General features: G+C 49.0%; 18 protein-coding genes, 4 tRNA genes and 1 pseudogene. 12 read left to right on the top strand and 11 right to left on the bottom strand.

All coding sequences use genetic code 11. The features are described from left to right. Nucleotides 1-32: 32 nt before the first annotated feature. The 4 genes from C2M29_RS15275 to folE2 form a co-directional block, all read right to left on the bottom strand. Entirely contained in the window at nt 33-974 is a 942-nt protein-coding gene (locus C2M29_RS15275; RefSeq protein ID WP_105190603.1) for a cobalamin biosynthesis protein, read from the bottom strand. Further along, nucleotides 975-1682: a 5'-methylthioadenosine/S-adenosylhomocysteine nucleosidase gene (gene mtnN, locus C2M29_RS15270; protein ID WP_105190602.1), complete on the bottom strand. Its 708-nt coding sequence runs from the start codon at nt 1680-1682 to the stop codon at nt 975-977. 62 nt (nt 1683-1744) lie between these two features. After that, on the bottom strand, nt 1745-2350 hold the full coding sequence (locus C2M29_RS15265; RefSeq protein ID WP_105190601.1) for a DUF2726 domain-containing protein: 606 nt from the start codon (nt 2348-2350) through the stop codon (nt 1745-1747). A gap of 107 nt (nt 2351-2457) precedes the next feature. Further along, complete coding sequence (gene folE2, locus C2M29_RS15260; protein ID WP_105190600.1) at nt 2458-3381, bottom strand: GTP cyclohydrolase FolE2; 924 nt, start codon at nt 3379-3381, stop codon at nt 2458-2460. A gap of 223 nt (nt 3382-3604) precedes the next feature. On the opposite strand from folE2, the gene C2M29_RS15255 reads away from it, so the two are divergent. Both C2M29_RS15255 and arcB read left to right on the top strand, forming a co-directional pair. Next, on the top strand, nt 3605-5398 hold the full coding sequence (locus C2M29_RS15255; RefSeq protein WP_158684746.1) for a hypothetical protein: 1794 nt from the start codon (nt 3605-3607) through the stop codon (nt 5396-5398). 43 nt (nt 5399-5441) lie between these two features. Continuing rightward, complete coding sequence (gene arcB / locus C2M29_RS15250) at nt 5442-7778, top strand: aerobic respiration two-component sensor histidine kinase ArcB (protein WP_105190598.1); 2337 nt, start codon at nt 5442-5444, stop codon at nt 7776-7778. A 5-nt stretch (nt 7779-7783) separates the two neighbouring features. Here arcB and arcA read toward each other — a convergent pair whose 3' ends face one another. Beyond that, a complete protein-coding gene (gene arcA / locus C2M29_RS15245) occupies nt 7784-8506 on the bottom strand; it encodes a two-component system response regulator ArcA (protein ID WP_105190597.1) in 723 nt (240 codons plus the stop codon). Nucleotides 8507-9044: 538 nt separating this feature from the next. On the opposite strand from arcA, the gene C2M29_RS15240 reads away from it, so the two are divergent. Beyond that, complete coding sequence (locus C2M29_RS15240; RefSeq protein WP_105190596.1) at nt 9045-9506, top strand: DUF3293 domain-containing protein; 462 nt, start codon at nt 9045-9047, stop codon at nt 9504-9506. Here the strand turns inward: C2M29_RS15240 and C2M29_RS15235 are convergent. Continuing rightward, nucleotides 9503-10549: a methyltransferase gene (locus tag C2M29_RS15235; protein WP_105190595.1), complete on the bottom strand. Its 1047-nt coding sequence runs from the start codon at nt 10547-10549 to the stop codon at nt 9503-9505. The genes C2M29_RS15240 and C2M29_RS15235 overlap by 4 nt on opposite strands. Nucleotide 10550: 1 nt before the next feature. Next, nucleotides 10551-11276 carry a tRNA (guanosine(46)-N7)-methyltransferase TrmB gene (gene trmB / locus C2M29_RS15230; protein WP_105190594.1) on the bottom strand — a complete coding sequence of 242 codons (726 nt, stop codon included), beginning with the start codon at nt 11274-11276 and terminating at the stop codon, nt 10551-10553. Nucleotides 11277-11426: 150 nt separating this feature from the next. Here trmB and mutY point away from each other — a divergent pair. From mutY to C2M29_RS15200, 6 genes and pseudogenes are all read left to right on the top strand, one after another. Next, nucleotides 11427-12493, top strand: a pseudogene (mutY, locus tag C2M29_RS15225) (A/G-specific adenine glycosylase). Nucleotides 12494-12535: 42 nt separating this feature from the next. Continuing rightward, the gene (locus tag C2M29_RS15220) at nt 12536-12808 is read left to right on the top strand and encodes an oxidative damage protection protein (protein WP_105190593.1); all 273 of its coding nucleotides are present in this window, start codon (nt 12536-12538) and stop codon (nt 12806-12808) included. Between the two features lie 117 nt (nt 12809-12925). Next, a tRNA-Phe gene (locus tag C2M29_RS15215) sits at nt 12926-13001 on the top strand. Nucleotides 13002-13047: 46 nt separating this feature from the next. Continuing rightward, nucleotides 13048-13123, top strand: a tRNA-Thr gene (locus tag C2M29_RS15210). Nucleotides 13124-13131: 8 nt separating this feature from the next. Beyond that, nucleotides 13132-13207: transfer RNA gene (locus tag C2M29_RS15205), tRNA-Phe, on the top strand. Between the two features lie 160 nt (nt 13208-13367). Continuing rightward, nucleotides 13368-13443, top strand: a tRNA-Phe gene (locus tag C2M29_RS15200). Between the two features lie 358 nt (nt 13444-13801). On the opposite strand, the gene C2M29_RS15195 is transcribed toward C2M29_RS15200, so the two are convergent. The 4 genes from C2M29_RS15195 to C2M29_RS15180 form a co-directional block, all read right to left on the bottom strand. Next, nucleotides 13802-15154 (bottom strand): M28 family metallopeptidase, encoded by a 1353-nt coding sequence (locus C2M29_RS15195; RefSeq protein ID WP_105190592.1) that lies wholly within the window; start codon nt 15152-15154, stop codon nt 13802-13804. A 219-nt stretch (nt 15155-15373) separates the two neighbouring features. Then, entirely contained in the window at nt 15374-16060 is a 687-nt protein-coding gene (locus tag C2M29_RS15190) for an LrgB family protein (RefSeq protein WP_105190591.1), read from the bottom strand. Next, on the bottom strand, nt 16057-16446 hold the full coding sequence (locus C2M29_RS15185; RefSeq protein WP_105190590.1) for a CidA/LrgA family protein: 390 nt from the start codon (nt 16444-16446) through the stop codon (nt 16057-16059). Before C2M29_RS15185 ends, C2M29_RS15190 begins: the two co-directional genes overlap by 4 nt. After that, nucleotides 16418-17209 carry a crotonase/enoyl-CoA hydratase family protein gene (locus tag C2M29_RS15180; protein WP_105190589.1) on the bottom strand — a complete coding sequence of 264 codons (792 nt, stop codon included), beginning with the start codon at nt 17207-17209 and terminating at the stop codon, nt 16418-16420. Before C2M29_RS15180 ends, C2M29_RS15185 begins: the two co-directional genes overlap by 29 nt. Before the next feature lie 260 nt (nt 17210-17469). On the opposite strand from C2M29_RS15180, the gene C2M29_RS15175 reads away from it, so the two are divergent. From C2M29_RS15175 to C2M29_RS15165, 3 genes are all read left to right on the top strand, one after another. Continuing rightward, a complete protein-coding gene (locus tag C2M29_RS15175; RefSeq protein ID WP_105190588.1) occupies nt 17470-18657 on the top strand; it encodes an efflux RND transporter periplasmic adaptor subunit in 1188 nt (395 codons plus the stop codon). A gap of 11 nt (nt 18658-18668) precedes the next feature. Further along, on the top strand, nt 18669-21797 hold the full coding sequence (locus tag C2M29_RS15170) for an efflux RND transporter permease subunit (RefSeq protein WP_105190587.1): 3129 nt from the start codon (nt 18669-18671) through the stop codon (nt 21795-21797). A gap of 376 nt (nt 21798-22173) precedes the next feature. Beyond that, nucleotides 22174-22488 carry an HI1450 family dsDNA-mimic protein gene (locus C2M29_RS15165; RefSeq protein WP_105190687.1) on the top strand — a complete coding sequence of 105 codons (315 nt, stop codon included), beginning with the start codon at nt 22174-22176 and terminating at the stop codon, nt 22486-22488. The last annotated feature ends 8 nt before the right edge of the window (nt 22489-22496 follow it).

Here is a 22496-nt window from a genome sequence, read left to right as displayed (position 1 = left end):
ATAATCACTGAGCCACCTTTGAGGTGGCTTTTTTATGTAAAAAATAAAGACACGGTGATGATAACCAGCAGCCAAAGCCCATTAATAACCTCAAGAGTCCTCAGGGCTGCCTGGATATCGCCTGCTTCGGGCTGGCGGTAGAGACCAACGCGCATACGCTCGAAGCGCTCTCCATGATAGTAGGCCGGTCCGCCTAGTTGTATCTGCAATGTTGCACTAAAGACACTCAGTATCCAGCCGCTGGGGCGATGGTAAAAATGCTGTCCATATTTTCGTATAAAACGCCAGGCGACCGTTCCATACTTGCTTAACAACATGGGCAATAAATATAGCGCAAGCGCTGGTAGTTGGCAAAGTGAAAGTAACCACTTACTGGCGAATAGATAATGGCTGTCCGCTGAGGCATGCTCACGCATGGCCTGATGTAGTTGCCATAATAGGGCGTATGCAAAGGTGGCCTGATAGCCGGCTAGGCAATATAGCAGCAAGGGGGTGAAGTAGTCGTGCAGCATGCGCAGCACCAGAATTTCAATGTTGGCTTTGGCAATTCCCTGCTCTGTTAGCCGCTCGGCATCACGATTACTCAGTTTACTTAAGAGTGCCCGGGCCAGGGACTTGCGTTGTTGCAGCAATGCCTGGGCTATGCGTTTACTGGTTAGGCGCAGCGGCGCATCACCAAGGCATAGATACAGCACCAACGCCGAGAACAGTTCCGGATAGAACACCAGTTGGGAAAACAGTGTCAGTGCCAACAGTGGCAACAATACACACAGAGCAATACTTAATACAGCCGCTAGGCCCAGGTAAGCGCTGCTGTGATTTGCTGCATAGGTACGGGCAACGAGATTACTAAAAGCCAGTCGCAGCAGAGTAAAGGGGTGATACCAGGAGGGCAGCGGCAGCCATCGCGCTAAGGCGATGGCTGCCAATAACAGCAATAACTCAAGGTGATTGCTCAATGCCTCCAGCTGCATTTATAGGCTAACGTCACTAAGTTTAGTTAACATTGCCATCACCATGGCCGATGAGTTCTTCGACGCTACCTCGAGGTAGGCTTCAAATGAATCTGGCGACTCTTTACCGGCAATATCAGACAGCGAGCGGATCACGACGAAAGGCGTCTTGAGTAGGTGACAGGTCTGGGCAATGGCCGCGCCTTCCATTTCTACCGCCAACATGTTCGGGAACTGGGCTCGGGTTTTCTCGATACGCGCCGGATCGCACATAAAGGAATCACCGGTACAGACCAGGCCAACCAATGATTGACACTGAGCCAGTTCGGCAATTGACTGCTCAGCAACTTTTACTAATTCTGGGTGAGACGTGAAAGCGGCTGGCATTTGTGGCACTTGACCAAATTCATAACCAAAAGCAGTGACATCGACGTCATGATGGCGCAACTCATTGGCAATGGCGACATCGCCTACCGCCAGGCGCTGATCAAAGCCACCGGCAGAGCCCGTGTTGATAACACAATCCGGATGGAAATGTTCGACTAAAATAGTGGTGGCAACGGCAGAGGCAACCTTACCGATACCCGATTGCACCAAGGTCACTTCTTGGCCGTTTAATTGCCCGTGATAAAAGGTAAAACCACCTTGCTCGAGTACATCAACATTACTCATCTGCTCACGTAAAATTGCAATTTCCGGCTCCATTGCGCCGATAATACCTACTTTCATAGCATCTCTAACTTATTGGCAAAAACAGCCTTTAGTATACCAAAGGCTGGGTCGATATGGCATTAAATCTCCGCTAACTGGGTTGCGGAATTGATGGCAGGGCTCTGCATTTGTACCTTGGCTTGTGAAGGCGATAGCACTGGCGGGTTGGCCGATTTGCGTGTATTGCCGGTTTCATTCTTACCCAGCTTAAATAAGATAGCGTTACGCACATCCTCGGTACGATAACCGCTTTTAACCTTCATGCGAATATGTGGGATGCCCGCGGTTTCCAGGGCGCCGCTGACAAACCAGTCGCGCTGGGCCTTGTGGCCACCCTTATTGGCGTTATTTACCAGATCCACGGCGGCGACTATGGTGAGCTTAGATTTATCAAGCAGCACATAATCCAGTTGCTTGTTTTTAAGCTTGGTGAGGGCGATGCGTTTTGACTTATTGCTAAGCCCAGACTTACAGTCGATGATATCGGTCAATTTTACTCGGCTGACGATACGATAGTTATCGCCTACGGCGCGCTCTAATAAAGAAAGAAAAGCGCTTTCGACCTGAGTGTACATTTCCTTTTTACGTACGAATGGGTAGGGGTTTTCGTTATTATCGGTGAACTTAGAGGCCATCACCGAGGCGATAACCACTAAGACGAGAATTGATAACAGCGCGAATTCCATGAGTTACTCCAGAACGAATATTTGACACTTCCGTTGTAAAGCAATAAACGTGCCTGAAGTTTTAACCTTGATTCTTGCTTTGGCGCAGGTTCTGCGTTTGCCTCAGGTTAAGGCTGATAGCCGCCGGCGACTCCTTTGGTGGCAATGGCTACGGCATCATGAGCATGTAGCGACTCATAGTGATTAATACGCAACCAAAAGTCGTGCAGGTCGTCACGCTGATTAAGGGTTGATTTGATTTTACGCGCCGCATCCTCGCAGAACATCAGGTTTTCACCATTAAGGCGGGCAAACTCCTGCTCGTCTTCACGCTTAACCGCGGTTTGAACCGGGGTCTTCAGCGTGTTTTCGATGGCATCGATGAGCGCCAAAAAGTTGAATGTCGACACTTGCGCACCCAAGCGCACCTTCACTTCGGCTACCGAGCGCTGTGAGTGAGGGGTGGCACTGATCCCTTCGCTGCTTCCAAGCCAGGCGTGGACATCGGCAAAGTTCAGCTCTTTGGCATCGAAGTCGCGAGCAAAATTAGCTTGGATAAGCTGTCGTGCCAGAGCCGCCGAACAAGGGCAGGTTGACGAGTAGGTCACCTTAAGGCCAACTTCAAAGTCAAGTTTACCTTGGTCGATACGCGCATCTATAGCAATGGGGTAAAACTTCCAGCCACTGTTATCGCTTAACAACGCCGGGCGGCGAAGCGGTAAATCAAAGGCCAGGCTAATGCGTGCTTGTGAGCTAATATCGCAGTGCGAACTGATAAACTTATCCAGTGTGGCCTTAATATTTAAAGGTGTTACCGCAGGAGCGCCAGAGAGTTCATCAAGCGCTAAAAACAGTCTGGACATATGAATGCCCTTGGCATTTTTGTCGACTAGGTTAACAAAAGCCTGGGCTTTAGCGTTAACGACTACGGGCGTAAGGCCATCGGATTCGACCAGCAGCGGCAGCTCAATATCACTCATCCCCACCCATTCTAATGTTTCTTGAACGGGAGCAGAGCTCGTGTTAGCAATATCTGGCATGGCGTTTTGCATGGCCTTCCTCATAGGTAATACTGAAAAGCCCGGTATTCTACCTGAAAATTAGCAAAAGTGGAGTGTACACGTGCTATAACTAATACTGCATGCAAAAGCAGCGCCTTGTTAATAATAAAAATGTGTAACTATTCCCATACACTGCAAACATTGTTAATATTCTGTGTTGCTTTAAACCTGCTTTTAACCCGTAACTTGCAAAATAATAATAATGACCAGTCCCATGAAATCATTTCTATTAAGAGTTGCCTCACTGGCAATGCTAGGTAGCTGTAGCGTTAGCGCTCAAGCTGCACCCCAGTTATTGCTAATGGCCGATGATCTACAAGTGTGCTCCAGTGAACGATTGCGTTACTGCAACAGCGAATCTCGCGAACGCTTGAGTAAGAACAGCTACAAACAACAGCCGGTTTTCATGATCACAGATGAAGGCCTAGAGCGCATTGTTGATATGGCCTGGACAGAACAGCCGGAAATCCGCAAACAGGCTGTAGAAATCTTAACAAAGGCACAACAACATTTTGCCAATGAAGCCTTTAGTCAGCAAGAATTCGAGCGTTACCTGCGTCGCAGCGACTTTAAGTTGAGCAACAGCGAGGAAACCGCACGGGAATATTGGTTCAACTTGTTTGGTTTTGAGCAGCAAAACTTTTTTGACCTGCTTGAGCAAAAGCAGGCAAGTAATAAGCGCCGCTTAAAGCCGCAGGTCGATATTGATGGCACCCGTGACTGGGTAACGAAAGACGCTTTTGCCGAGCTTTTCAGTGCCGCACAAGGCATTGCCGATGCAAAACGTAAGCCGCGTATTGCCTTTGTAACCGGTGGAAGTCGTGACCCTTATCGGGACGTCGATTATTATCAAAGCCTGTTTGAACAGCTGGGTTTTGAAGCGCACTGGCTGGCCATCGACGGCGCAATGCAAACCGTGATCAATGCCAACGACTCGGCGCTGTGCGCTGATCTTGCCGAGTATCAGGTTTCGCGTCTGGCGAGCTTCCGCCGTGATGCCCTGTATCCACAGTTATATCAAAAGCAGCAAAAGCTGTGTCGCGACCCGGAGCAGCTATATGATTTACTGCGCCGTTCCGATGCACTGTTTATTGCCGATTCCAGCCCCTTGCTGCTATATCAAGCGTTTTATCAAAATGCCAATCAGCCCAGCGAGCTTTTAAGCAAGATCAAAGAGATGACGGCTAAGGGCCAATTGTTGGTGGCGGCTCAAGGCGAAGCGGTTAATGCCCTGGTGGGTGGTGGTCGTAACGCCACTATTTTGTCCGGTGAAGGTGTGCAGGTTTTAACAGAAGACCCAATAGTTTATGGCAATGGCTTTGAGGCCTGTCGCTTGGGAGTAGACTGTATTTCGGTAACCAATAGCAGAGAACTCAGTTACCTTCAGTCTGGTGTGTTGGATCTTTTCCCTTGGGGTACCTTAGATACGCAGGTGGCGCGCCATGGTAAACAGCCGCGCTTAATTAAGGCCGGCGTTCAGAGCGCAAGCTCAATGATATTTGGTCTTGATAGTAACAGTTACGCACGTGTCGATCGTATTAGCGACGGCGATAAGGACGATATTGAGATTCAGGTATTTGGTGAAGGCGGCCTATGGTTGGGCGATTTGCGTCAAAGCCAGGACTCCATGTCGGGGGCGATGCAATATGGTCCTTTCGACAGCTACTTCCTAACTCATGAGGATAAGATCAGCATGCGCGGCGGCGTGGTTAATGTTGAGCTAGCCCCTTGGAAGCAGGCAGTTAACACCACCAGTGCCGGTCCGTTAGTGAATTCATCGACACCATTTAGCCGCGCTAACTACCACAAGCTTGGGCAAATGCAGTGTAATACCGGGGCGGCAACCGCCGGCGGTACCAGTGATATAGATAGCCAGAGCTATGAGCTGACACTCAGCGCCAGCGGCGCCAGCAATATGCGCAAAGGGGTGTTAGTAAAAGGCGGTAAACGCATGGGCGTATGCTCATTCGCAAGAATCTCGACGCAGATACTGCCAAAGGCACTCTAAGTTGATTACAATATAGGGGTTTTGTAGCAAAACCCCTTTTTTTATGATTGACTCATCCCTGAGCCCTTGGGTTCGTGTTTTAACAAATCTCCTAATACGCTTCGGGACTTGGTATGCCGGCGCCATCGTATATGGCGTGTTCATAGTTGCGGCGCTGATTTTCAGCGCCATGTATTATTATGTGGCCACCGGCGAAATCATGCTCTTGGACGTCCTGGCGGTGGTGTTTTTTACCGCCGTGGCAGCGCCTTTGGTGATCATGGTGGTGCTGCAATCCGTGGCGCAACTACAAGACTCACAAAAATACCTAGAGACGGCGACCAAGCAAGAGAAGCTGCTCAACCAATCATTAAAAGACAATATCCGCCTTCTTAACACAGAGATCGATGAGCGGAAGATGGCCCTTAATGCCAAGTATCGCGCTATCGATGAATTGCGCCGGGAAATTGCCGAGCGTAAGAAAACCCAGGTTGAATTGGCGGAGCAGGGCATGTTGCTGCGCTCCATTGTCGACTCCTCTCCTGACCTTTTTTATTACCGTGACCGCCAAGGGGTGTTCGCCGGCTGCAACAAGATGTTTGAAAAGGTGATGAACCGCAGTTCGGACCAGCTTATTGGCAAGAAAGCCGAAGACATCTATCCAGCACAACTATTACCGGCGGTGTTAAAAACCGATCGCCAGGTCGAGTCTACACATGAAGCGGTCACAGTCGATGTGCAATATCCGGTAGATGGTGAACAGTATTGGTTTGAGATGCGCAAGCTGCCGTTTATTAATGATAAAGGCGAGTATATCGGCTTGTTGGCGTTCGGACGGGATATCACCAGTCGTAAAGAAGCGGAACAAGCGCTGGAGACCGCCTATAAAGACAAGGGTAAATTTATCGCCACCTTGTCTCATGAGCTGCGTACGCCGCTTAATGGCATCGTCGGTTTAACGCGTATGCTGCTCGATACCGAGCTTAGCAAGCAACAACGTAGCTGGTGTAATACGGTGTTTTCCAGCGCCGAAACCCTGGGTAATATATTCAACGATATTATCGACCTGGATAAAATCGACCGTGAGCAGCTGGATATAGTGACCGAGCCGGTCAGCGTTGCCGACTTTATCAATGACGTGGTCAACTTCGGAACCCTGATCGCCGCGCAAAAAGAGTTGTCATTCAACATCGAGCGCTTAGGGGAGCTCAATGTATATGCGCAAGTCGATCCAACGCGCCTGCGTCAGGTGCTGTGGAATCTGATTAATAACGCCGTTAAGTTTACCACTGAGGGTGGGGTGTCCCTGCTTTGTGAGCATCAGCAGCTCGGTGAGGACCACAGCTTAGTTCTGACGGTGCGCGATTCCGGTATCGGTATCCCGGACGATCAGCTTAGCCATATTTTTGACATGTATTATAAAGCGCCGGATGCCAGTGGTGCCAATGCCATTGGCTCAGGCATTGGCTTGGCGGTGACCAAGGCGCTGGTTACGGCGATGGGTGGGGATATTCAGGTCACCTCGCGCAAAGGCGAGGGCAGTATTTTTACCGTCTCTATTCCGCTGCAACTGACCAGTGCTCCGGTAATCGAGAGCTATGAGTGCAAGAGTCTCAATATTTTGCTGGTTGAAGACGTGCCTTTGAATGCGGAAATCGCCACCAATTTACTGGAGCAGCGCGGCCATGAAGTGATCTGGGCGGAAACCGGTGAAGATGCGCTGGCCTTTGTGGAAACCGAGGATGACCTTGATCTGGTGTTATTGGATATGCAGTTACCGGACATCAACGGTGATGTGGTGGCCAGAGAAATCCGCGAACAAAGTGAGTTTGACCACCTTCCCATAGTGGTGCTCACCGCGAATGTACGCAGCGCCGAAGAAGAGCTGGAAGGCATTAATATTCAAGGGGCGCTTGCCAAGCCTATTAATACGGCCAAGCTTGATAATATGCTCTCCAAGCTGTTTGGCATAGGCCAGGGATGTATGCAGCAGGTGGCGGCGGAGCGCCTGGTGCATCAACAAACTGTAGCGCCCACCCTTGATCTTGATGAGCGCCTGCTTGACCAGGAAATTATTGGTGAATTCCTCGACTCCATGGGTGTCACGGCGTTTTCACGCAGCGTGGCACTATTCGCCAAGCTTGCTCCGGGCTATCAACAAGAGCTGGTTGCCAGTGTCGTAGATGACGTTGAGGAGTACAAGTCCGTGGCCCATAAGCTTAAAGGAGCCGCCGGTTCGGTGGGTTTAAAAGCGGTGCAGCTACAGGCTAAGAAAATGGAAAATCAGTGTCTTGAAGTGGCACCAGATCAGCGTCAAAGCTGGCTGGATGAGTTAGACGAGCAAATAAAAGAAGGGCTCGAGGCCCTTCAGTCATTCTTATCTAATTTGGCAGATGATTAGGATGATTAAGAGTTATTATCAATCTTGCCGATGAAGCGATAGCCTTCACCATGGATGGTGCTGATAAGCTCCGGTGTGCTGTTGTCGCTTTCGAAGTGCTTACGAATACGGCGAATGGTTACATCCACTGTACGGTCGTTGGCACGTAATTCACGCCCGGTCATGTGTTTAATTAACTGCTCACGGCTAAAAATGCGGCCCGGTGAGTCAAGCATTAGACGCAGTGCACGATATTCACCTTTAGGTAGGCGCTTAGATTCGCCCGCTGGTGAAGTTAGGCAGCGGCTGTTTTCGTCCAGCTCCCAACCGTTAAAGTTTACAACGCCATCTGAATCTAGCGCCGGATCGTCCTTGCTCGCTGCTGTGCGAGAAATAAGGTTGCGGGCGCGAATGGTTAACTCGCGAGGATTAAATGGCTTGGTAATGTAGTCATCAGCGCCAATTTCTAGGCCAAGAATACGGTCGACATCGTTGTCACGACCGGTCAAGAAAATAAGGCCAACATTACGCTTCTGGCGTAACTCGCGCGCGAGGATCAGGCCGTTTTTACCTGGTAAGTTGATGTCCATAACAACCAGGTTAATATCATCATTGGTGGTGAGTTTGTCATGCATATCATCACCATCAATGGCTTCAATCACTTTGTAGCCTTCAGCTTCGAATAAGCTAACGAGGTTTAGACGGGTAACATCTTCATCCTCAACGATCAGAATGACTGGCGTTTGCATTGTTTATTAACCTTTTCGGAATAAATTATTTACATAAAGCCGGAAAATAGGAACTCTCCGAATACTTGCGATTATAGGAGTATATCTAAATGTTAACAAGTAAAATCAATTTGGATAAAATTTAGACGTACTCAACTGCCTTGCTTGACTATTTACACTAATTTTGCAGCCGGCGTTCTTTGTTGACATACAATCGAATTTGCTCACCCTTTGTTCATCAAGTCTTTGCTTGCTTTAGGGTAAGACGCTCAAAATCGACCTTTAAAAAATAATAAATTCAAGGGCGAATTTTGAGCCAAGGAGATAGTATATCATTCTCTTTTTTACCTTCAAAGCATGGGATGACTGTTCTGTAAAAAAGTTCCTTTATTTTTATACTTTTACTGTGTTTTTTACGCTTGATAACGTTTTTTTACGAATTATTCGGCTTTTGTTGCATTTAGTTAAACAAAAAAACGTCGATGCTGCCGTCGTGTGAGCATTATCAATACTATGGTTAAATTGTAAGCACTAAACTAAGCGAGGTAGCAAGAGACGAATGTTAACGCCAGAGATAAAGCGTATCGCCCCGGCGTTGCTTGATGTCTATCTAGATGATTATAAAGAAGCTAGCTTTGTGTTTGCGCAGCCGCTGCCTAAAGCGGCAAGCGGATGCGTCATTACCGCCTTTAACCCCTATGGGCGGAAAGTAGGAATACGCAAAAATCGCTATCTACACGGCTTGCTGATTGATGCGATTAGGCACTTTCGTTACACCAATGGCTTTGGTGGTGATAAGCGCATGCTTTACCGTGAGACCAGCGTGTTTGTAAGCTGTGATCCGAGATTGGCGTGGCGTTATTTACGACGCTTTCAACAAAACGGTGTGTATGTGGTGCGTCGTGGAATGCTGTACTTATTGTTGGCGGATGGCCGGGAGTTTAAGCTCGGTTGCACTCTTGCAAAGCGAGTGCATAAACGCCCATGTTTGCCTCGGCAAAATAGGGCGCAAGCGCTTTAGCGGTTTTGATATACGGCAAAACGTTTGGTTTTGGTCAAGGTGTCATGATGCTTAAACTGCATCTGCAGTTGCTCAGGGTAGGCCAAGAAGCTATTGGCTACCAGGGTTAACTCGCCACCTCGGTTTAAATGGTCCTTGGCTGCGGCAAAGAAACGTTCGGTGATTTTATAGTCGGTTTTCAAGCCTGTGTGAAACGGTGGATTACTGATGATCAGGTCAAAACGTTTATCTACTTCGCTCAATCCATCACTGAGTAACACTGTGCCATCGATGTCGTTGGCGGCAAAGGTTTGCGCCGTGGCATACCCGGCCAGGGCATTAACGTCTAACCCGGTGACTTTAATCTTGGGGTTTCGTTTGGCACAGAAGCTGGCAATAATGCCTGCACCACAGCCAAAGTCCAGCAGACTTTTCGCTTTAGGGTAAGCGGGCAGGCTATCCAAAAGCAGGGCGGTACCATCATCTAATTGACCATGGTTAAACACCCCGGGTAGGCTGACAATCTCGCACTCTATGCTTTGTCCGGCGATATCGTGCGTCAGCGTAAAGTTCTTTTGGTAGCGGCTAATATCAAACTCGGTTAGCAGGTCGATATCCGTATATTGATATAGCTGGCAATGCTTGGCTGAGTCCACCTTATGGCCCTGAGCCAGGCCCTTTAGCTGTTTCTCGATAGATTTAACGCCGCCCTTTTTCTCTCCCACTACCAAGAGTCGTGCATCGGCGTTGATGCTGGCGCGAATATTATCCAAGGTCATCAGGGCTTCGGCCTTGGCCTTAGGGTAGTAGTAAATCACCAGATCGAACTTTTGCTCCGGTAACTGATGAGCAACCAGGGTAGTGACATTGGCGCCGCTCAGCTGATTTTTTGCAAACTGGCCGTCGGCAAAATTATAACTGAACAGGCAAATATTCCCTTGTGGGTTAAGTGCCCGCAATTGGTGAGCGAAACCATCGCAGTTAAAGTTAACCACTAAAATTGAGTCGGCACTCAATAGCTCATCACTGCGCAGCAACAGCTGCGATGGATTACTCAACTGCATCTTATTTCACACGCTCGAACATAAGATCCCATACGCCGTGGCCAAGACGGTGGCCGCGTTGTTCGAACTTGGTTAACGGGCGCGAGTCGGGACGCGGTACATAGTCATTGGTTGGCGACTGATTAGCGTAGTTTTCGTTTGCCTGCATTACTTCCAGCATATGCTCGGCATAGTTTTCCCAATCGGTGGCCATATGGAATACGCCGCCGATTTTCAATTTACTGCGTAGACTTTCGACAAACTCCGGCTGCACTATGCGACGCTTATGGTGGCGCTTTTTATGCCATGGATCGGGGAAGAACAGCTGCACCTTGGCCAGTGAGCCGTCGGCAATACAGTCCGCCAGTACTTCAACGGCATCGTGTTCGAAAACGCGTAGGTTCGTCACACCTTGGGCATCGGCATCCATTAAGCAAGCACCTACACCCGGGCGGTGTACTTCTATGCCGATAAAGTTGCTGTTCGGGTCATTTTTAGCCATTTCGACCAGAGACTTACCCATGCCGAAACCGATTTCCAGTACAACATCGTTGTCGTTGCCAAATACCTTGGTGAAATCAAGTAGACCGTCTTTATGTTCTAGGCCCATGCTTGGCCAACACTTTTCTAATGACGCTGCCTGGCCTTTGGTTAAGCGGCCTTCACGTTTTACAAAGCTGCGCACCTTGCGAATATATTTGCCTTCGCGCTCGGCTTGCGCAAGAGCCTGTTGTGTTGATTCACTCATGATAGTGGCTGTCCTATTGAAAATGGGTGCGTATTATCCCCACTTGTGTGCTTAAGTACAAGTCAACGCCTATTGATATTTATCGGCACAATTATAGACTGGGCGCAATTTAAAAAAGCAAAGAGTAATGTAGTGGAATTATCTCAGCAGATGCGAACCTGGTTCGCCGAGCAAATCGTCGATTGGTACGACTTATATGGGCGTAAAACCTTGCCTTGGCAATTAGCTAAAACGCCTTACAAGGTTTGGGTTTCGGAGATCATGCTACAACAAACTCAAGTAGCTACCGTGATCCCCTACTTTAATCGTTTTATGGCGCGCTTTGCCACCATAGAAGACTTGGCCGAAGCCGATGAGGATGAGGTGCTGCATTACTGGACCGGCCTGGGCTATTATGCGCGGGCGCGAAATCTCCATAAAACGGCACAGCTTATTTGTGCCGAGCACCAGGGGGAGTTTCCACAGACCTTGGAGCAGGTGATGGCGCTGCCGGGCATTGGTCGCTCCACCGCCGGAGCCATTTTAAGTTTGTCGCGAGGCGAGCATCACCCCATTCTGGACGGCAACGTTAAACGTGTGCTGGCCCGCTGCTTTATGGTTGAAGGCTGGTATGGGGTTAAAAAGGTTGAAAATCAGCTGTGGCAGCTAAGTGAACAGCTTACCCCTAAAGACGGCGTGACCCAGTTTAATCAGGCCATGATGGACTTGGGGTCAAGTCTATGTTCACGCAGCAAGTTTGATTGCGACCCCTGTCCGCTTAAAAGTCGCTGTTTAGCGTTCAAGCACAATAAGGTTGGCGAGTTTCCACATTCCAAGCCGAAAAAGCAGGTGCCGAAAAAAAGCTGCACCATGATAATTCCCGTTATTGATGGGCACACCTATATGGAGAAAAGGCCCAGCAGTGGTATTTGGGGTGGACTGCACTGCTTTTTGGAATTTGCCGAAAAGGAGCAGGCGCAACAACATGTGGCGCAACAACAATGGCAGGGTAAGGTGCATGACCTTGAGCCTTTACTCATATCTTCTCCCATTTCCAGCTCAATATTAATCCCATGGTGGTGCTGTTGGATAAGGCACCGGCTGGCTTGGCAGAAGGTGGATTGCTAGAGTACGACCTAAATAACGAGCCTCAGGTTGGTCTTGCAGCCCCGACTAAGAAGTTGTTGAAACAATTAAAGCGTCACTTGGCAGATGCGAGCGCTTCTGCATTAGGGTAAACTAGGACACTAATATAAACAGCTGCGTAGGTGAGGATAAATATGGCACGCACAGTATTTTGCCAAAAATTGCAAAAAGAAGCCCCGGGGCTAGATTATCAGTTATACCCAGGTGAAGTGGGCGAGAAGATCTTTAATAATATTTCGAAAGAAGCCTGGTCACAGTGGCAGCAAAAGCAGACCATGCTGATCAATGAGAAGCATCTTAATATGATGGATCCTGAGCATCGTACTTTCCTCGAGGAGCAGATGGTGGGTTTCCTTTTCGAAGGTAAAGAAGTCGAAATTGAAGGTTACAGACCACCTGAAAAATAAGCGATTTGCTGGGATTTTCGGCAATAAATCCCAGTTTGCATGAATTGTGTGCAAACGAATTGTTTATTTTAAAAAATGGTTGACTTGATACCCTAAAAACCGTTTAATACGCCGCACGCCCAGATAGCTCAGTCGGTAGAGCAGGGGATTGAAAATCCCCGTGTCGGTGGTTCGATTCCGCCTCTGGGCACCATTATTTGGTGTTCTTGATTCAATCGGGAATACGCACACTTTTGTGTGCCTGCTTAGCTCAGTTGGTAGAGCAACTGACTTGTAATCAGTAGGTCGCCAGTTCGACTCCGGCAGCAGGCACCATTTATATTGCCCAGATAGCTCAGTCGGTAGAGCAGGGGATTGAAAATCCCCGTGTCGGTGGTTCGATTCCGCCTCTGGGCACCATTATTAAATATGGTGCTAAACAGTACCATTTTTATTGCCCAGATAGCTCAGTCGGGCGAAACGAAACCGAAGCCTAGCTTCGCAGTTCGTTGAGGTGGAGTCAGGATGACGACAGGACCTCGCTTCATGGATGAATTTAGAGCACAAGAAACTAATTCTTGCCCAGATAGCTCAGTCGGTAGAGCAGGGGATTGAAAATCCCCGTGTCGGTGGTTCGATTCCGCCTCTGGGCACCACTAATAAACAAACCCTGATCAGCAATGGTCGGGGTTTTTTATTGCCTATCGTTTAGTGGCCCAGGCGTAATCTCACGCTTTCTATTTTAGGTGGTTCGATGGTGAACTACCTCCCTGTAGTTCACCGCTTATCCAAGGCTAAGCGGCCAGCCGTCGCTGTCTAAAATTGTTCCCGACAATTTTATCCGCCTCTGGGCACCACTAATAAACAAACCCTGATCAGTAATGGTCGGGGTTTTTTATTGCCTATCGTTTAGTGGCCCAGGCGTCATCTCACGCTCTTTATTGTCTTAAATAATCTTACGGATATAAAAAAGGCGGCCCTTAGGCCGCCTTATAACTAATTCACTACTTAAGATCAGTAAATTTTACCTTCGGCATTATCTTTTAGTGGTGCTACCCGTGAAGGGGTTGCTTTCGCGCTCACCAGTGGCTTGCTTGCCATTGCCAATAGGGTTACCGACTTGTAGATAGACTCAAAGTCCAGGTTTGCCAGCTCGTCTTTAGGGGTGTGGTAATGGTCGTTATTGGCCATGTCAGTAGAGCTAAAGCTATGTGCCGGGACACCCATACCTGCTAAAGAGGCATTATCGGAGCGGTAAAATAAATTCAGCTTAGGATAGGGGTTGGCCTGAATATGATTCTCTTGCGGCAGGCTTTGGTTAAGCACCGCCTGTAAATCAGATTTATCTGCCCCCGTCATCCATAGCTTACCGCTACCAAATGGAGAGGGTTTACCGATCATTTCGATATTGATCATAGCGGCGATCGTATCTGGGTTTTGCGTGGTGGCAAAGTGTTTAGAGCCGATCAAGCCCATTTCTTCGGCGGTGAAAGCGGCAAACATAAGGGTGCGTTCGTTATCGCCAAGGTGGGCATAATGCTGAGCCAGATTCAACATGGCACCTGTGCCCGAGGCATTATCATTGGCACCGTTATAAATGGTGTCTTGCTCAGATTCTTCCTCATTCTTGTGGTCATGCTTATCACCTTTGCTTTCGCCGAGGTGATCATAATGAGCGCTAAAGAGCACCACGTCGGCGTCTTTTTTCTTGCCGGGCAAAATACCGATAACATTGGTGAGTTGCTGAGTCTTTACCTCATTGACAACTTTAACGTCTAATTCGCTGACTTCACCTTCATGACCTAGTACCAAGACCATGGCGCCTTGATCTTTGAGTTCGAGCTTAGTCAGGCCATTGTTGAAATAGTTCTGATACCGAGCGAAGACTTCTTCGTGGGCTTTATCAACAAGCACCAGATGGTTACCACCTTGTTGATTTAATTCCCGCAGTTGTTCACGAAGATCGGTGTCAGCTGAGATATGGGTGATCGTCAGCTCATCGGTTTGTTGCCAGGAAAAGCCCGCAGACTGAGAAACAACGGCAACGCGCTCCTGCGTAATTGACTGGTTATTCAGTGTGATTGCTACAGACTTTGGCGTCACCGAATGCAGGTCAAATTGCTGCTTAAAATCTTTGGCGCCGGGCATAGGTTGCAAGCCGATACTGGTAAAGCGTTGAGCTATGTAATCCGCGGCAACGTCGATTTCCGCAGAGAAGCTTTTGCGGCCTTTGAGGTCGTCACTGGCGAGATAGCTAATATCCTGTTCTAGCTGTGTGCGTTCAAAGTACAAAGCATTATCGGTAGAGCTACAAGCGCTAAGGGTTGCAGCCGCAATTAAGCTAAGTAGCGGGAGCTTAGTTTTCATTTTTGATTCCCATAAGTTTACGTAAAAGATAACAAGCACACAGCACGCAATGGCACTCCTTGCTCGAGGTTCAGTGTAATAAAAAAGCAGAAATGAAAGAAGCTCTGGGGTCGATATCACCAACGGGCACAGTAAAGCATATTTGCCACTTGTGTTAAGTAAGCACTTACCTTGCTAGTGACAAAGCAAGGTAAGAATTAAATCTAAGCGTGCTCTTGCTTATCCTAACCAGTGTACCAGCCAAGGATAGTAAAGGGGTACCAGCAGCGGTGTGAGTAGGGCGCTTAACGCCATGGCCGCCGAGGCATAGGCGGCGCTTAACTCGTTATCGGCAATGGCCGTGGCTGTGCCTATGGCATGACAGGCGCCGCCCAATGCTAGGCCTTGGGCGCAGCGATCGTTAATGCCAAACAAACGCAACAGGCTAAAGCCGATAATAGCGCCCACGACGCCTATGAGGATCACCATGGAAGCGGCAATACTGGCGATCCCTCCGAGTTGCTCGGTTACCAACAGGGTAATGGGGGTGGTGACCGAAAGACTGGCCAAAGAAGCCTTTAGCTGCGCTGGCGCACCAAGCAAGGTGGCAATAACATAGGCGCTGCTGGTGGCCATAATAACGCCTAGGGCCACGGCAATGAGGATCAGCAGTAGTTGCTTTTTAAGCTGGTGTATTTGTTTGTACAAGGGCACCGCCAGGGCTACCACGGCCAGTTCCAAGAGGTAATTAAAGGGAGAGGTCGCACGGCTGTAGCTGGGCAGATCAAGGTCAAATAAAACCAAGCATAAAACGGATGCGATTATGGTCCATAAGACAGGGTTTAATAGCGGTGAATTAACTTTAGCATGCAGGTGACGAAAACAGAAAAAAGCCAATAGGGTTGCAGGTAGCGCTAGCCACATCATGATGCTCCCCTTAGCCGCTGCATTAGGTAGCCTATGCTTACCAGGCCCAGGGCCGGTACCAAAAATAAACAAAGCAGAAGCACCAGCCAGTGTTCGGCGATAAGCGGACTATGTTCTACCACCTTTGCGGCGGCGGGAACGAAGAAAAGCGGCATAAAACTAAGCAGCGGCTGAGTGCCTGGCAGCAACCAAGTTAATTTTATCAGCCCTAGTTGTAAGGCTAAAAACAGCGCTAACATGGCACTGAGCGGTGCTGGAAAAGAGAATGCAAAGTGGCTGCTCATTAGATGTGCAGCAATAAGGAAAGCACTTAAAATGGTCCAGCTTATTAGTAGTTGCAGGGTAAACTTGGCGTGTTTACCAAGAGCGGCGATCTTGATAGTCATAATGTTTATCACTGCTGGCGTTTTTAATGGCGATGCGGGTATTTTTACACATAAGTAGGCGTATCTGTGACCAGGTTTCTTTCGCTAATTGACGACGATGTCCTTGGCGATAGGCGCTGGTGGTCAGGCGCTTTATGGCGGCCATGGCATCGGGAGAGCGCTCGCTGATATCGGCAATCAGTTGCTGTGCCGCAGCCATAGGGTTTTCCTCTAAAGCAGAGATAAGCCCAAGCCGATGTGCTTCACTCGCCTCGATTGGTTGTGCCGTCAGAGCCAGGCGTTGATAGTCGTCTGCTTTGAGTAAACCGGGAACAATTAAACTGGCGCCCATATCCGGACATAACCCCCAGCGCGCCTCCATAATAGCAAAGCTGGCGTCTTTAGTAGCAATGCGAAAATCGGCGCCGAGGGCAATTTGCATCCCACCACCCCAGCATCGCCCTTGTATTAAGGCTATTACAGGGACATTTAGTGACTGCCAACCTAAGGTCACTCGCTGTGCCAGGTTTTGGTTGCCCGGTAACCATTTAAATAACAAAGACAGCACCTGACGGGGTTTGGCCATAACACCTTTTACGTCGAGTCCGCTGCAAAAATCCTGACCTTGGGCATTGAGGATAACGGCACGTATATCCTTGCGCTTCTTAATGCTTTTTATGGCCTTATCAAGCTGTTTAAACATCTCATAATTCAGGGCGTTGCGCTTTTGTGGTCGCGATAGGGTGACATGGGCCACTTGTTCTTTAAAGCTGAGCGTTATCATTCTTATCTCCTCTGACCACTAGCAATGTAACGCAAAGGGCTGGCCATGTCATTTTGTTATGCAGCTTCATTGTTAGCATGTAATTTATTGAAAAACAGGTTCGTTTACATGCCATTTATATAATCTAAGTATAAATACAGTAAGTCACAAATTAGTCTATATTTTCAAAGAACTGAGAGGCGCTATTGATGTCGACTTGAAGTAATCTCTGCGGCGATTACATGCGCGCTTATCATTATTAGCTATCGAGGAGAGGGAGTATGCTTGGCGTACCTTCGAAGAAAAGTTCATTTACAAAGAAGATCTTAGCCGTGGCACTTACTGGTGCCGCGTTAACATTGGTGCAAGCTTGCTCGGAAAAACCAGTCGCTAATCAAAATGCTCCTGCTCCTGCAGTATCGGTTTATGATGTTCAAGTAGAAGAAATAGGTCAATATCGTGAATTTGTGGCTCGCACCGAGGCTTATCAGGAAGCCAATATTCAGGCGCGGGTTTCCGGGGAGCTAATTGAGCGCACCTTTATTGAGGGGGCTCAAGTTGAAAAAGGGCAGTTGCTGTTAAAGATTGATCCTTCGGAATACCGTGCCAGCGTCAGCGAACTGGAAGCCACCTTGCGCAGCAATAAAGCCATTGCCGAAAGGGCAGAGCGCGATCTTAAGCGCGGGCGTGAAATTGCCGCGGATGGATTTATTTCTGCCGCCGATTTAGACAAGCTAGAAACCAACTATAACCAGGCTTTGGCAGCGGTTAAAGCCAGTGAGGCCGGGTTGGAAAAGGCTCAATTGAACCTGGGTTATACCGAAATCCACGCCCCCTTTAGCGGCCGCATCGGTAAAGTGAATTACGATGTCGGTAATATCGTGGGCCCTAACTCAGGTTCGTTGGCCGAGTTAACAGACATCGACCCTATCTACGTCAACTTCCAGGTAGAGGAAGCGGACTATATTACCTATCAACAGCAGCAACAGCAGAAAAACGCCGATCCCAGTAAGGTGCAATTAGACTTGGCTCTGCGTCTGCCAAACAACACTGATTTTGCACAAAACGGCGAGCTCGACTTTGCCGATACCAAAATCGATCGCAGCACGGGGACGGTGGAGCTGCGCGCCAAGTTTGCTAACCCGGACGGCATAGTGATGCCGGGCCTGTTTGTTACCCTGATTGTCGAAAGTAAAGAAAAGCAGAAGCAAGCCTTGGTGCCGCAAGCGGCGGTGCAGGTGAATCAGCAGGGTAACTTTGTGTTGGTGGTGAAAGACGACAATACAGTGGCGCAGCGCCTGGTGAAATTAGGGCGTCGCATCGATGCCATGTGGGTCGTTGAGTCTGGGCTCGAGCAAGGAGAGCGAGTCATTGTTGAAGGCTTACAAAAAGTGCGTTCCGGTATTACCGTGCAGCCGGTGCCAAAGCAGATCGACAAAAAAACCGGCACCCTTAGCGACAAACAATAAGAGAGTCTCCAATGATCAGTAAGACGTTTATTTATAGACCGAAATTGGCCTTGGTGATCTCTATTGTGATCACCCTCGCCGGGCTAATTGCGATGACTCAGTTGCCGGTCAACATGTACCCGCAAATTACTCCTCCTCAGGTTCAGGTTACCGCCATTTATCCCGGGGCTAGCGCCCAAACCATTGAAGAAACCGTGATTCGACCCATTGAAGAAAAGATCAATGGCGTCGAAGGCATGATGTATATCGAGTCCACTTCCAGTAACAATGGCTCGGCCATTATTACCGTGTATTTTAACGTCGGTGTCGATACCGATATGGCCCAGGTGAATGTGCAAAACAGGGTCTCCCTGGCCGAGCCCTTCTTGCCGCAAGAAGTACGTCGTCAGGGCGTGTCGGTGAAAAAGATGTCGAGCAATATGTTGATGGGCGTGAGTTTGTACTCAGAAAACCCGGATATGGACTCAAGCTTTTTAAGTAACTATGCCACTAACTATATAACCGAGCCCTTGAGCCGTATTCCAGGCGTTGCCTCGGCAGAGGTGATGGGGGATCTAACCTACTCCATGCGTATCTGGTTAAAGCCAGATAAAATGGCTTCCCTTGGGGTGACCGTGGTGGAAGTTAAAACCGCCCTAGAGGAACAGAACACCTTGGTTGCCGCAGGTAAACTGGGTGCCTCTCCGGCGTTGCCCAACCAACAGTTCGAATATGCCATTCAAGCACAGGGACGCTTTATAACCCCCAAGGAATTTGGTGAAACCATTATCCGCTCCAATCTGGATGGTGATTTTGTTCGTTTAAATGATATCGCCCGCATTGAGCGGGGTGCGCAAAGTTACGCCGGAACCGCCAAGCTCAACCAACAAGACACCGGCTTTATCGTTATCTATCAGCTTAACGAGGCCAATGCGACGGAAGTGGCAGAAAAGGTCAAAGCGCTGATGAAGGACCTGTCAAAGCAGTTTCCCGAGGGGCTTGAGTATAAGATTCCCTATGACACCACCAAGTTCATCAACCGCTCCATTGAAGAAGTAAAGGTCACCCTGTTTCAAGCGGTGGGCTTGGTAATCTTAGTGGTTTTCTTATTCTTGCAGAACTGGCGAGCAACCCTGGTTCCAACCGTGGCGATTCCCGTGTCCTTGATCGGCACCTTTGCCGCCATGTTGGCCATGGGCTTTTCCATTAACCTGATCACCTTATTTGGTCTGGTTCTGGCCATAGGTATCGTGGTCGATGACGCCATAATCGTTATTGAAAACGTCGAGCGCATTTTGCGTGAAGAGAAGTTACCTATTAAAGATGCCGTTTATAAGGCCATGTCTCAAGTTGGCGGGCCGATTGTTGCTACCACCTTGGTTTTACTTGCGGTATTTGTGCCCGTTGGCTTTATGCCGGGGATCACCGGTGAGCTGTACAAACAGTTTTCGGTGACCATCTCGTTTGCGGTACTGATTTCCTCGGTGAACGCACTCACCCTGAGCCCGGCGCTCTGTACCTTGCTACTTAGTGCCGAGAAGATGAAGCCGATAAAATGGTTACGTCCGTTTGAAAATGTGATCACCAGCTCGACCAAGGGCTATACCGGAATAGTCGGCTTTTTGCTTAAGCGTGCCGGTCGTATCGGTATTATCGTCGTGGTGCTGTTTGTGGCAACCGGCTGGTTGGCTAAAAATGTGCCCACGGGTTTTGTGCCACCGGAAGACCAGGGTTTCGTGTTTGTCGATATTCAGCTTCCCGATGCGGCCTCCCTAGGCCGGACCGATAAGGTGGTGCAAAAAATAGGTGATATCATAGGCCAGGACCCGGCGACCGAGGATTTTGTTGGTGTCTCGGGATTCTCTCTACTGGGTGGCGCTGGCTCCAATAACGCCTTGGGCATTGTCGTGCTCAAAGACTGGGAAGAGCGCACCACGCCGGAATTAGGATTAAATCAAATCATTAGCCGTTTACAGGGGCAGCTCTGGGCATTACCTGATGCGCAGGCCATGGTCTTTAACGTACCGCCGATCCCGGGTCTGGGCGCCAGTTCCGGCTTTGAATATCGCTTGCTCGACTCCGAAGGTCGTGACCCTGCCGAACTGGCCGGGGTGATGAATGGCTTGATTTACGAGGCCAATTCACGACCCGAGTTGCAAAGCGTATTCAGTACCTTCCGTGCCAACGCGCCACAATACTTCCTGGAAGTAGACCGCAACAAGGCAAAGGCTCAGGGGATCACCCTAGGCAATATTTTCCTGACCCTACAGGCTCAGTTAGGCTCCTTGTATATCAATGACTTTAACCAGTTTGGCCGTACCTATCAGGTGAATATTCAGGCCGAGGCCGAGTATCGCGCCAAGCCCGAAGACTTGCAGTATTATTATGTACGTAACAGCCAGGGAGACATGGTGCCCTTGACCACGGTTGCCACCTTGCGACCTATTCTTGGCCCAACCAGCATGAATCACTTTAACCTGTATCGCAGTGTCAGTGTGACCGGTAATGCCGCACCGGGTTACTCAACCGGGGATGCCATTAAGGTGATGCAAGAGCTGTCAGCTGAGTTGCCGGACGGGTATCTCTTCGATTGGGCGGGGCAAACCCGGCAGGAGATCATGGCAGGGGATGTGGCCGGCGTGCTGTTTGGTTTAGCCGTGTTGTTTGTGTTCCTGTTCCTGGTTGCCCAGTATGAAAGCTGGACCATCCCCTTTTCGGTTATTGCCGCCGTGCCGCTGGCGATTTTCGGTTCCATGAGTACGCTCTTTATGCTCGGCATGACCAATAATATTTATGCCCAGGTTGGCTTTGTATTGTTGATCGGGATGTCGACGAAAACCGCTATTCTTATCGTCGAGTTTGCCATGGAGCAAAGAGCCGCCGGTAAGGGGATTTTAGAAGCCGCGAAAATCGCCGCCGAACAGCGTTTTCGTGCCGTCTTGATGACCGCTTTATCATTTGTATTAGGGGTGTTACCTCTGGTGCTGGCCACCGGCGCCGGTGCAGCCAGTCGGGTATCCCTAGGTGTCACTGTGATGTCGGGTATGATAGCCGCCACCGTGTTCGGCACCTTGTTGGTACCCCTGTTCTACACCTATGTGCAGCATATGCGTGAGGGGGTTAAACGCAAGCTCGGAATCGACCCCAACCCCCAAGAATAAAAAATATGAAAAAGCCGGGAATTTCCCGGCTTTTTATTGGTCGTATGGTTGGGTCTGTTGACCTTTGTTGTTTGTTTCTGCAGCAGTTTGTAGTGAATTTATACAAGGCGGCACATGTGTGGTGTAGTTATTCTACATAAACATGTAACAACACAGTAGAAATGCGCTACAAGCGCTGCCCTACGGGTTCATCTAAACGCATCCTGCTCTGTGTTACTCGCTATGAACATAGAATGACTATGCATCATAACGAGCGTCGTGATCAGAATGCGTTTAGATTGAACATAAAGTAAACAGCAAAGATAAACAGACCCTATGCACATTGCCCATAACTTTTGTTATTATCGGTTCAAACAAGAGTAACAAAGAAGCCAGCATGTCCGGACCCAGATTATATAGCGCCGAAGAGATCACTCATCACGCCTATGAAGTGTTTTTAGAGCTCGCCCCCGAGCATTTGAGCGAACAGGATATTGATGACTTTAATGCTCACAGAGAAGAGCTTGGTTTTATTGAAGAAAGTGAACCGAGTGAAGACTGGCAGAGCATAGTGGCGATGGAAATCGAGCCCGAATTCTACAGTGAAGTGACCATAGGTCTGGAGCTGGAAAATGAAGACATCGTTTTTGCCCGGGTACTGATCAGCCGAGATCAGGATGCCCCTTTTTGTCACATTATTTGGAAAGAGTAGTTAGTCAG

The sequence above is a fragment of the Pseudoalteromonas sp. T1lg48 genome, assembly GCF_002964785.1.
Classification (GTDB): Bacteria; Pseudomonadota; Gammaproteobacteria; order Enterobacterales; family Alteromonadaceae; genus Pseudoalteromonas.
The sequence above is the reverse complement of the archived record's forward strand: the minus strand, read 5'-3'. Positions and strand labels throughout refer to the sequence as shown.